This window comes from Fructilactobacillus sanfranciscensis, assembly GCF_029023685.1.
In the GTDB taxonomy this organism is placed as follows: domain Bacteria; phylum Bacillota; class Bacilli; order Lactobacillales; family Lactobacillaceae; genus Fructilactobacillus; species Fructilactobacillus sanfranciscensis.
The window spans coordinates 35,390-48,129 of sequence record NZ_CP118925.1 but is presented as its reverse complement, the minus strand read 5'-3'; the positions used below and the strand labels follow the sequence as shown (position 1 = coordinate 48,129).

General features: G+C 41.0%; 4 protein-coding genes and 3 rRNA genes. 1 reads left to right on the top strand and 6 read right to left on the bottom strand.

The genetic code is table 11. The features are described 5' to 3' along the window. Positions 1-9: 9 nt before the first annotated feature. A complete protein-coding gene (locus tag PY770_RS00190) occupies positions 10-1,296 on the bottom strand; it encodes a cation:dicarboxylate symporter family transporter (protein WP_395349981.1) in 1,287 nt (428 codons plus the stop codon). A 247-nt stretch (positions 1,297-1,543) separates the two neighbouring features. Between PY770_RS00190 and PY770_RS00185 the strand changes: the two genes are divergently transcribed. Next, positions 1,544-2,815: an ISL3 family transposase gene (locus PY770_RS00185; RefSeq protein WP_275045807.1), complete on the top strand. Its 1,272-nt coding sequence runs from the start codon at positions 1,544-1,546 to the stop codon at positions 2,813-2,815. A gap of 90 nt (positions 2,816-2,905) precedes the next feature. Here PY770_RS00185 and rrf read toward each other — a convergent pair. The 5 genes from rrf to PY770_RS00160 form a co-directional block, all read right to left on the bottom strand. Beyond that, positions 2,906-3,022, bottom strand: a 5S ribosomal RNA gene (gene rrf / locus PY770_RS00180). A gap of 83 nt (positions 3,023-3,105) precedes the next feature. Then, positions 3,106-6,021 (bottom strand): 23S ribosomal RNA (locus tag PY770_RS00175). 221 nt (positions 6,022-6,242) lie between these two features. Next, positions 6,243-7,820 (bottom strand): 16S ribosomal RNA (locus tag PY770_RS00170). Together the 16S, 23S and 5S rRNA genes form the textbook arrangement of a ribosomal RNA operon. Positions 7,821-8,200: 380 nt before the next feature. Continuing rightward, positions 8,201-10,732: a M1 family metallopeptidase gene (locus tag PY770_RS00165; protein WP_103428525.1), complete on the bottom strand. Its 2,532-nt coding sequence runs from the start codon at positions 10,730-10,732 to the stop codon at positions 8,201-8,203. A 147-nt stretch (positions 10,733-10,879) separates the two neighbouring features. After that, a complete protein-coding gene (locus tag PY770_RS00160; RefSeq protein WP_163600915.1) occupies positions 10,880-12,667 on the bottom strand; it encodes an oligopeptide ABC transporter substrate-binding protein in 1,788 nt (595 codons plus the stop codon). Positions 12,668-12,740: the final 73 nt, after the last annotated feature.

Genomic DNA, 12,740 nt, shown 5'->3' with positions numbered 1-12,740 from the left:
TCATTTTTATTATGCAGTTTTTTTAGATTTAAGCTCTTTTACATAAGCAGCGGCTTTATCATGATTAAATTCATGTTCAGATGTTCCAATTACCACTGTGGCAAGTGAATTACCAACAACGTTTACAACCGTTCTAGCCATATCAACGAATCGATCAATTCCAGCAATAAAAGTTAATCCGGCCATTGGCACCCCAATTGTCGAAACAGTTGCTAAAAGAACCACGAAAGATGCTCCTGGAACTCCAGCCATTCCCTTAGAAGTGATCATTAAAACCACAACTAAGGTGATTTGTTGACCAATTGAAAGATGAATTCCATAGGCTTGCGCCAAGAAAATGGCAGCAATTGATTGGTAGATAGCTGAACCATCTAAGTTAAAGGTATAGCCAGTCGGAATTACAAAAGAAACGATTGAGGGATTAACCCCAAATTTATCCATTTTTTCCATCATCTTTGGCATTACAGCCTCAGAACTAGCAGTTGAGAATGAAAGGACAATTTCATTTTTCATAACAAGTAATAAGTTGAAAAGGCTAAAATGACAAAGTTTTGCAACAATTCCCATAACCACAAAAACGAAGAAAATCATAGTTGCGTAAACAGTAATAACAAAATAACTGAGCGGAAGGAGCACTTTCACACCTAGTTCAGCTAAAGTTAATCCAATTAAGGCGCAAACACCAATTGGTGCAAGGTGCATGACCCAGTTAGTAATTTTAAACATTACTTGCGAAACTGAATCTAAGAAGTCGACAATAATTTGACCCTTTTCACCAATGGCAGCAGTTCCTAATCCAAAGAAGACTGAGAATACAATGACTGGCATCATATCACCCTTAGAGATGGAGCCAAAAATGTTAGTTGGAATTAGAGCAATCAACGTTGACCAAAGGGACTCATTTTGTGAATGCTTTGCGGTCGAAACGTATGAGCTAATATCCATAGATGAATGCATTTGATGCACATCAATAAACGTTCCAGGATGAAAAATATTGGCTACGACTAACCCTAAGATAATTGCTATTGTAGTCATAATTTCAAAGTACAACAGTGTTTTTCCACCAATACGGCCAACTTTTTTAATATCACCCATACTGGCAATTCCAGCTGTCAAACAAGAAACCACAATTGGTAATACAATCATTTGGATTAAACCAATGAACATAGTTCCGATACTTTGCATAGCTGTAATTGCCGGTTTGTTATGATAACAAACTAATCCTAAAATAATCCCCAAAATTAATCCAGCAACAATTTGCCAACCTAACGTGAATTTAAACTTCTTTTTCATCATGGCCCACCCTTTTATGTAATTGCATCGATTATACAATAAAATAAAGTTTTTAACAAAGTCAAAAAATTAACTCAAATATTTAAAACAACAAAAAAGAGGTTCTACAATATCTGTTGTTGGTAATAGATTTTCATCTATTACTGATGACAGATTTTTTATTTATGGCTAGAATAAAAAAGCGGACATTTCCTGTCCGTTCATCCAAGTCAACCACCACGAAGATTTTTCAGAAAGAAGGAAATGCCCTATGTGTAATGATACTACAAAATTATTATTAGGAATAGCTGACGAGAACCTAAAAATTACTGACGGTGAAACTGGAGAAGACGGGGTTATTCGCTTAACTGGCCACTTGGATTACACGCCGAAGGCTTGTCCCAAGTGCGGGATTATCAATGATCAAAAGATTATTAACTACGGCTGGCGCAATACCACTATCAGATTCTCGAAGGTTCTGAGCAACACCGTCATCTTAGCCTTAAAGCGCCGCTATTTCCACTGTAAAGAATGTCACGGCAACTTTCTTGCACAAACAGTGACAGTTCCGAAACACTGTACAATTTCAAACACCAGCCGCAAAGAATGCCTAGAGAAGCTCGGTGAACCGGTCTCTTTGAAGCACATTGCCAATGAAGTATCGGCATCAGATTCATTTGTGGGCCGCCAGTTAATGCGCGCTGAACGAGACTTTCAAACCAATTGGCACTATTTACCAGAGATCATCTTAATGGATGAGGTGAAGAGTACCAAGAGCGCTACTGGTACCATGAGCTTTGAGTTCATGAATGGCGAAACCCATGAATTAATCGACTTACTCCCTTATCGAACCATCAATAAACTAGAGAAGTATTTTTACCGCTTCGATCAAGCTGCCCGAGAAAACGTCAAAATTATTGTGACTGATATGAATTATACCTACCCCAAGCTTGTGCAGACCGTGTTCCCCAATGCCATGGTGGTCATGGACAAGTTTCATATTATCAACGCCCTAAATCGGGCGTTTAACAAAACCAGAATCAAGGTGATGAAGAAGTTTACCCCGTCTTCTCGCGAATTTCACGCCCTTAAGCGCTACTGGAAGCTGTTGTTAGTACCAACTGAACAGCTTAACTTTGAACAATTCAAAAAGTGGACTAATTTTCCTTACTGGATGGCTGCCACCGATGTTGTCCATCAGCTGTTATCGTTGGATTCAGAACTAGAACAAACTTATCAAGTCTTAAACAGCGTCCGGTCAGCTGTCCAACATCAAGATTGGCATAACTACAATGCGGCATTTTGGAATAACAAAACGTATTCTGAAGAAATGAAGAACACGATTAAAACACTTGAAAGCCATCATGATGAGATTCGTAACACCTTTACCACACACTATTCAAATGGTCCTTTGGAAGGTTCTAATAATAAAATCAAGGCGATCAAACGAGCCAGTTTTGGCTATCGCAGCTTCTGGAGGTTTAGAACTCGAGTACTATACGTTTTCAAAATCAAAACAAAAAGAGCCCTAATCACGAAGTGATTAGAACTCGAAATATGGATTCACCAACAACAGTTGACGAAGAGCCAAAAAAGACGTTCGCCATAACGGTGAGCGTCTCTTTTTTTAATTGCGTGGCAACGTCCTATCCTCGCAGGGGGCGATCCCCCAACTACTTTTGGCGTGCTGAAGCTTAACTTCTGTGTTCGGCATGGGAACAGGTGTATCCTTCAGGCTATCGCCACCACACTATTTTTTGTGAGAACTTTGTTCTCTCAAAACTAGACAATATCATTTTCTTCCGATTAACTTCCATTGTATCTTCATTCTACTTGGTTAAGTCCTCGACTGATTAGTATTAGTCCGCTTCACGTATCACTACGCTTCCACTTCTAACCTATCTACCTGATCATCTTTCAGGAGTCTTACTTCCATATAGGAATGGGAAATCTCATCTTGAGGCGAGTTTCACACTTAGATGCTTTCAGCGTTTATCTCATCCATACATAGCTACTCAGCAATGCGCCTGGCGGCGCAACTGATACACCAGCGGTATGTCCATCCCGGTCCTCTCGTACTAGGGACAGCTCCTCTCAAATTTCCTGCGCCCGCGACGGATAGGGACCGAACTGTCTCACGACGTTCTGAACCCAGCTCGCGTACCGCTTTAATGGGCGAACAGCCCAACCCTTGGGACCAACTACAGCCCCAGGATGCGATGAGCCGACATCGAGGTGCCAAACCTCCCCGTCGATGTGAACTCTTGGGGGAGATAAGCCTGTTATCCCCAGGGTAGCTTTTATCCGTTGAGCGATGGCCCTTCCATATGGTACCACCGGATCACTAAGTCCGACTTTCGTCCCTGCTCGACCTGTTTGTCTCGCAGTCAAGCTTGCTTTTGCCTTTACACTTTAGGAATGATTTCCAACCATTCTAAGCAAACCTTTGAGCGCCTCCGTTACTGTTTAGGAGGCGACCGCCCCAGTCAAACTGCCAACCAGACACTGTCTCCGCGCACGATCAGTGCGCAGGGTTAGAGTGTTCACATAACAAGGGTAGTATCCCACTGACGCCTCCACCGAGACTAGCGTCCCGGCTTCTATGGCTCCTACCTATCCTGTACAAGTTATGTAAACACCCAATATCAAGCTACAGTAAAGCTCCATGGGGTCTTTCCGTCCTGTCGCGGGTAACCTGCTTCTTCACAGGTATCTTAATTTCACCGAGTCTATCGTTGAGACAGTACTCAAATCGTTACGCCTTTCGTGCGGGTCGGAACTTACCCGACAAGGAATTTCGCTACCTTAGGACCGTTATAGTTACGGCCGCCGTTTACTGGGGCTTCATTTCGGTGCTTCGCCGAAGCTAACACTTCCACTTAACCTTCCAGCACCGGGCAGGCGTCAGCCCATATACTTCATCTTACGATTTTGCATAAACCTGTGTTTTTGATAAACAGTCGTTTGAGTCTTTTCACTGCGGCTGGCCGTGAGGCCAGCACCCCTTCTTCCGAAGTTACGGGGTCATTTTGCCGAGTTCCTTAACGATAGTTCTCTCGCTCACCTGAGGATACTCTCCTCGACTACCTGTGTCGGTTTGCGGTACGGGTAATTAATTACTAACTAGAAGCTTTTCTCGGCAGTGTGACGTCAGATACTTCTCTACTTAAATTTCGATCCTCATCATCGCTTGTCAACCCGCTTAAAAGCATTTGACTCTTAAACTGACTTACGATTTGAACACACATTTCCAATCGTGTGCATATCTTAGCCTACTGCGTCCCTCCATCGTTCAAACATAATTAACTAGTACAGGAATCTCAACCTGTTATCCATCGCCTACGCTTCTCAGCCTCGGCTTAGGTCCCGACTAACCCTGGGTGGACGAGCCTTCCCCAGGAAACCTTAGTCATTCGGTGGATCAGATTCTCACTGATCTTTCGCTACTCATACCGGCATTCTCACTTCTAAGCGCTCCAGTAGTCCTTACGGTCTACCTTCATTGCCCTTAGAACGCTCTCCTATCACGCAACATAGTTGCGTCCGCAGTCTCGGTAATATGCTTAGCCCCGGTAAATTTTCGGCGCAGAATCACTCGACTAGTGAGCTATTACGCACTCTTTAAATGGTGGCTGCTTCTGAGCCAACATCCTAGTTGTCTATGCAACTCCACTTCCTTTTCCACTTAGCATATATTTAGGGACCTTAACTGGCGGTCTGGGCTGTTCCCCTTTCGACGATGGATCTTATCACTCATCGTCTGACTCCCGGACATAAATCAATGGTATTCGGAGTTTATCTGAACTCAGTAATCCTAGATGGACCCCTTGCTCAAACAGTGGCTCTACCTCCATGATTCTAATTCCGAGGCTAGCCCTAAAGCTATTTCGGAGAGAACCAGCTATCTCCAAGTTCGTTTGGAATTTCACCGCTACCCACACCTCATCCCAGCACTTTTCAACGTACACGGGTTCGGACCTCCGGTGCGTATTACCGCACTTTCATCCTGGACATGGGTAGATCACCTGGTTTCGGGTCTACGGCAACATACTATGGCGCCCTATTAAGACTCGCTTTCGCTACGGCTCCGCTTTTTCGGCTTAACCTTGCATGCAACTGTAACTCGCCGGTTCATTCTACAAGAGGCACGCCATCACCCATTAACGGGCTCTGACTGCTTGTAGGCACATGGTTTCAGGAACTATTTCACTCCCCTTCCGGGGTGCTTTTCACCTTTCCCTCACGGTACTGGTTCACTATCGGTCACTAGGGAGTATTTAGCCTTGGGAGATGGTCCTCCCAGATTCCGACGACGTTTCACGTGTGTCGCCGTACTCAGGATCCTGAACTGAGGGTATTCGATTTCGTTTACGAGACTATTACTCTCTTTGGTGTAGTTTCCCAACTACTTCAACTATCAAATACTTTTGTAACTCAAATGTTCAGTCCTACAACCCCGAACCACAAAGGTTCGGTTTGGGCTGTTCCCCGTTCGCTCGCCGCTACTTAGGGAATCGAAATTTCTTTATATTCCTGTGGGTACTTAGATGTTTCAGTTCCCCACGTCTGCCTCTGCATAGCTATGTATTCACTATGCAGTGACCAGTCATAACACTGGTCGAGTTTTCTCATTCGGAAATCTCCGGATCAAAGCTTACGTACAGCTCCCCGAAGCTTATCGCAGTTAGTTGCGTCCTTCATCGGCTCCTAGTACCAAGGCATTCACCATGCGCCCTTATTAACTTAACCTATAATCCTACGGATTATAAATTATTTGAGTTTTAGCGATTAAAACTAATTAAAAAACTCAAAAATAACACAATGGTTATTTCTCGGTTCAATTATATATAAAAATATAATTATTACAGAAAATAATATTATCTAGTTTTCAAAGAACAAAATTAAGAGAGTAGATACTCTCAAAACTGACCAAGATTTTGATTAATGTAAGGTTCCGAATTATTCCTTAGAAAGGAGGTGATCCAGCCGCAGGTTCTCCTACGGCTACCTTGTTACGACTTCACCCTAATCATCTGTCCCACCTTAGGCGGCGGACTCCTAAAAAGGTTATCCAACCGACTTTGGGTGTTACAAACTCTCATGGTGTGACGGGCGGTGTGTACAAGACCCGGGAACGTATTCACCGTGGCATGCTGATCCACGATTACTAGCGATTCCAACTTCATGCAGTCGAGTTGCAGACTGCAATCCGAACTGAGAACGACTTTAAGAGATTAGCTTGACCTCGCGGTTTCGCAACTCGTTGTATCGCCCATTGTAGCACGTGTGTAGCCCAGGACATAAGGGGCATGATGATTTGACGTCATCCCCACCTTCCTCCGGTTTATCACCGGCAGTCTCTCTAGAGTGCCCAACTTAATGCTGGCAACTAAAGACAAGGGTTGCGCTCGTTGCGGGACTTAACCCAACATCTCACGACACGAGCTGACGACAACCATGCACCACCTGTCATTCTGTCCCCGAAGGGAACGTCTAATCTCTTAGATTGGCAGAAGATGTCAAGTCCTGGTAAGGTTCTTCGCGTAGCATCGAATTAAACCACATGCTCCACCGCTTGTGCGGGTCCCCGTCAATTCCTTTGAGTTTCAACCTTGCGGTCGTACTCCCCAGGCGGAATGCTTAATGCGTTAGCTGCGGCACTGAAAGGCGGAAACCTTCCAACACCTAGCATTCATCGTTTACGGCATGGACTACCAGGGTATCTAATCCTGTTTGCTACCCATGCTTTCGAGCCTCAGCGTCAGTTACAGACCAGATAGCCGCCTTCGCCACTGGTGTTCCTTCATATATCTACGCATTTCACCGCTACACATGAAGTTCCACTATCCTTTTCTGCACTCAAGTTTATCAGTTTCCGATGCACTTCTCCGGTTAAGCCGAAGGCTTTCACATCAGACTTAATAAACCGCCTGCGCTCCCTTTACGCCCAATAAATCCGGACAACGTTTGCCACCTACGTATTACCGCGGCTGCTGGCACGTAGTTAGCCGTGACTTTCTGGTTAGATACCGTCATACCGTGAGCAGTTGCTCTCACGGCTGTTCTTCTCTAACAACAGAGTTTTACGAGCCGAAACCCTTCTTCACTCACGCGGCGTTGCTCCATCAGACTTTCGTCCATTGTGGAAGATTCCCTACTGCTGCCTCCCGTAGGAGTATGGGCCGTGTCTCAGTCCCATTGTGGCAGATTACCCTCTCAGGTCTGCTACGTATCATTGCCTTGGTGAGCTATTATCTCACCAACTAGCTAATACGCCGCGGGTCCATCCAGAAGCACTAGCACAAAGGCCAGCTTTCAAACAAGAACCATGTGGTTCTTGTTGTTATACGGTATTAGCATCTGTTTCCAGGTGTTATCCCCTTCTTCTGGGCAGGTTACCCACGTGTTACTCACCAGTTCGCCACTCAGTCGGATCCAAAATCATCTTAGTGCAAGCACTAAGAATCAATTGGGCGACTTCGTTCGACTTGCATGTATTAGGCACGCCGCCAACGTTCGTCCTGAGCCAGGATCAAACTCTCATTTTAAAAATGAGAACTTTACTAGCTCTTATTTATTTGTTTTTGCAAATTGACATTGCATATTTGTTTAATCTTTAAACTAAGTTTAAAAATTATCCTTACACTTATTGTAATCAAAATCTTGTTCAGTTTTCAAAGATCTACTCAAGCACCATTTACAGTGCATGTAATATATTACTCGGTAAGGTTGATTGTGTCAACACTTTTAAGTAATAAAATTAAAAAGTTTTTTCAGTTAAAAGCGACTTCGTCCCTCTCAACAGATATAGCTATAAACCATTGATCAGGAAAGGTCGAGGGTTTTGCATAAAAAAATTTAATTTATTTTCAAAATAAACAAAAAAGCCAATTTCAAATTAATGAAATTAGCTTTTTCTACTATATTATTAAACTTCTTTTGCAACAGCATCATTAACAGCTGTCTTTTCTTTTTCTACTAAATCAACTTTACCAGTAATTAATTTCTTATCCATTTTAATTTCCCGAGTTAATCCTGGAGTATCAACCTTAGGATCAAAGAAAGCATTAAATTCAGCTAGACGTTCTGGGGTATGGAAAACATTAGCAGTTACAGTGATAAATGTTGCAAATTCCATATCACCACCAACTGTAGCTTCCAACCATGACCATTCATTACGAATCCAATCCCAAGCAAATTGCTGACTTTCTTCATTAGCTAAGACCCCACGATACCAAGCCCGTAAATCTTGCGGCTTAATCACATCCGCATTTTCAAAATCATTTACCAATGATTTTACTAATTCTGGATCAGTTACGTTAGGGACTGCCATACAAATATCTTGTTTGAAGCTTGGATCAACAGTTTCATGGTAAGCTTTCATCAATTTATCAAACAAGCCTTTACTGCTAAAGTTTAAAACTTCATTTTTTAAGACCAATCCACGAACTGCGGCTGGAATTTGTGTCAAATCATCGTCATTATCTTCAAATAATTCATGCGCTTGTGCAATCGAAACTGCATCATGTGCATATAATGAAGCGTTCAAAACATATGGACGAACTAATTGGTCATCATTAGAATCCGTTGCTTTTGGAGTCCAATCCAATCGTTTAACTTGTTTACGACTTAAATTATCAAAAAATTCACGCAATTCTTGTTCTTCTGGACTCCCGGCAATCACAAATTGTTTCAATGAATTTGCAATTCTATAAAGGACAGAAATTACTGCCACTGATTCATCATTTGCAAATTCAACTAATAAAGGAATTAAATCAGCATATGATAATCGTTGTGCTGAGGCCAAAAGTTGTGAATCTTGAAGTAATTGACGTTTACTAATTGGGTCTAATTGATCTGCATGTTGCAAAATGTCCTTAAGTAATTTGTCATCATATTGAACAATAAAATGTGAATTATTTCCAATATTTAAACGGAATGGTTCTCCATTTTCTGTCCGTAAAGCCTTATAATCTCCAAGGTTAAGTTTCTTGTCCTTCATAATTTGGGGAGTTCCATAGTTTCCGTTTAACGGAATTTGCCATGTCCGGCCTTTATCTTCACCGCCACCGATAAAGAATTGTTGTTGTTTAAGTACTAATTGTCCTGCGTCATTAACGCTCGCTGTAACAACCGGATATCCAGGTTGATCTAACCATGACTTCATGATTTCACCAATGTTAATACCTGAAGCATCACCTAAAGCTTTCCACAAATCAGCTCCCGTTGAATTACCAAATTTATGCGCAGCAAAATAGTTCTTCAATCCTTCACGAAGCGCCTTATCACCAATCAATGCCCGAACCATTACTAACATCCGCGCACCTTTAGCATAAACAATGGCACCATCAAAAAGAGAGTCAATTTCAGCTGGATTATTAACAGCAACGTGTACCGATTGAACCCCATCAGTTGCATCACGATTTAAAGCTGCTGGAACATCAGACATTTGGAATAATTCCCAAACATTCCATTCAGGATTCAAAGCATCAACTGAAACATATTCCATCATGTTAGCAAAACTTTCGTTTAACCAAAGATCATCCCACCACTTCATTGTTACTAAATCACCAAACCATTGGTGAGCAAGTTCGTGAGTAATAACAGTTGCAACTAGTTCCTTAGTATCTAAAGGAGTATTGTTTGGATCTAATAATAAGTAGGCTTCACGATAAGTAATCAAACCCCAATTTTCCATTGCTCCTGCAGAGAAATCAGGGAGAGCTAATTGCCATGAATGTGGTAGTGGATATGGAGTTTGATAGAAGTCTTCATAAAATTCAATGGCACGTTTGGCAATATCCAAAGCAAAATCTAATTCATCTGCTTTATGAGCTTTAGTGGCAAAAACTCCAACTTTAACCCCACTGTCAGTCGTTGTAAGCTTACTTTGTAAATCACCAAAAGCAAAGGCTACTAAGTAAGTCGACATTTTAACAGTTGGCTCAAAGTAATGAATTCCGCCAGCTTCGTGATCTTCTGGCATATTAGCCAAAATTGTTTCACCAGGTTTTTCATCAAACTTAATTGCTAAGCTAAATGTTGCCTTAGCTTCAGGTTCATCAACACAAGGAAATGCTTGCCGGGCAAAAGTGGTTTCGAATTGAGTACCAATAATTTGTTGTTTCTTACCATTCAATTCATAGTAAGAAGGGTAAATTCCCATCAAAGTATCAGTTAAATCAGTATGATACTTAATTCTTAGTTCAACTTTACCTTCATTAGGTAAAGTAATACGAACTGCTTCAGCGTCATTATCAGTCTTAAACTCAACTGGTTTACCATCGGCAATAACTTCATCAATTACCAAATATTTTTGGTTAACGGAAATTTCTGATTGAGTTGCTGTTCCAGTAATTGTTGTTTCACCAACAATTGTTTTCTTTGCACGATCTACATCAACATAAACATCATAATGTTCAGGTTGAAAAGTATCATAAAAACGTTCAATTTTAGCCATTATCCAACCTCTTTTCAATTAATACCCTCATTATATAACGGTTTTCCTCATTAAATTAAGCATTTCGCTTATAAACAAAACTACTCTACAATTTTAAAAATCAATATTGTAGAGTAGTTTGTCACTTAAATAATCATTAATTACTAATTATTTAGTGTTTTCTTGTGTAAGTTGAAGGTTACTGAATGAGTTATCACCATCAGCAGGTTTTACACTGTAACCCTTAACACGTTTGTTAACTGGTTCCCATGACAATGAGAATGCACCTGGAGCGTATGCAGCTTCCTTGTTCATGTATGCTTGCCAGTCTTTAAATTGTTTTGCACGATATTTGTTGTTCCAAGCTTTACTATTGTTCATGTTGTTCAAAAGCTTAGTGTTTTCTTTTGATACAAAGTGACCCATGTTGTATGGAGCATTTTGACCGTAGATTTGAGTTGGAGTAGGTTCTGATGAAAGTGACCATGCACCATTCCAAACATCAATGTTCTTTTGGTCTGGTTTTTGAAGTGCTGAAACATAACTGTTGAATTCCATTAGTTTACCTGAAGTGTACTTAACGTTCAAGCCAAGTTTACGCCATTGTTGCAATTCGTATTTATGAGTAGCATTTGCAGTAGTTGATGAAGATGCAACAGCAAAGTTAATTACAAGTGGTTTACCGTTTGGTTGTGCTCTCCATTTGCCCTTCTTCTTGTATCCAGCATCATCAAGAAGTTTGTTAGCTTTCTTCATGTTGTACTTGAAGCCAGGTGTTTTTGCATTGTAAAGATCTTTAAATACTGGAGGAAGTAGAGTGTTAGCTCTCCAAGAAACTCCATTACCAAATTTCTTGGCAACTTGATCTTGATCAATAGCGTACATCATTGCTTTTCTCAAGTTCTTGTTACTCATCTTCTTGTTCTTATCAGTAACTTGTTTACCAGTTTTTGGATCCATGTGTCCTAAGTTAAATCCAAAGTAACTGTATGAAAGGGCTGGTTTCCCAACAATTTGGTAATCTTTAAGTTTTGAAATCTTAGGATGATCAGCAGCTGAAGCTCCACCTTGTAGGAAGTCATACTTCTTAGCTTTTAGAGCAGCAGTTACATTACTTGTTGAAACAACTTGGATATCAACATGTTTGATTTTAGCTTTCTTACCCCAGTAGTACTTGTTAGGGCTCCAACTAGTTGATTCACCTTCAACAACCTTGTCAAGTTTGTAAGCACCAGTAAAGATTGGGTCTTTACGTATCTTGTTAGAAGAAACAAGGTCTGCAATCTTAACATCTTTGAGGTATTCATATGGTTCTACAGAACCCCAGATGAATGAGTTTCCGGCATATTTCATTGCTGGAGTTAAATGATCAAAGTGGATAACTGCAGTTTTTCCTTTTTCTCCATCAGGATATGTAATTCCTGAGATGGTATCTGATTTACCTTCATGATAATCCTTCATACCTTTGATGTTTTCAAAATCTTCACTATATTGTTGTGATTTTGTATCAGGATTAGCAATTACTTCGTATGCATATTCAATATCTTTAGCAGTAACAGGGGTTCCGTTTGACCACTTAGCGTTTTTACGAAGAGTAATTGTAGCAGTATTAGCTTTCTTGTCTAATTTCAAGTTAGCCATACCACCGTTAACAATTTTGTAATTGTTATCAGTTGCAAATAAGTTATCTTGTCCACCCGGGGCAAATACATCAGCATCAGTTGCTACACTTGCTAGAGTTGGTGATGAAATCCCAGTAAATGGAGAATCACTAACTTCCCCAATTTTCAAAGTTCCATCGTTTGCTTTAGGACTAGCCTTAGCAGATGCACTATAAGTTTGTGGAAGCTTAGGGGTCTTAACAGAAGAATTGTTAGATCCATTTGAACAAGCTGCCAATGTCAAGGTAAGCAGTGCAGCACTACCCAACATCGCAAGTCTATGACGTTTTTTCATTTTCTTTCCCTCCAAAATATTGTGTTTTAAAATATGAAACTTAATCCCATCGATTTCAGAACCACCTCCTAAA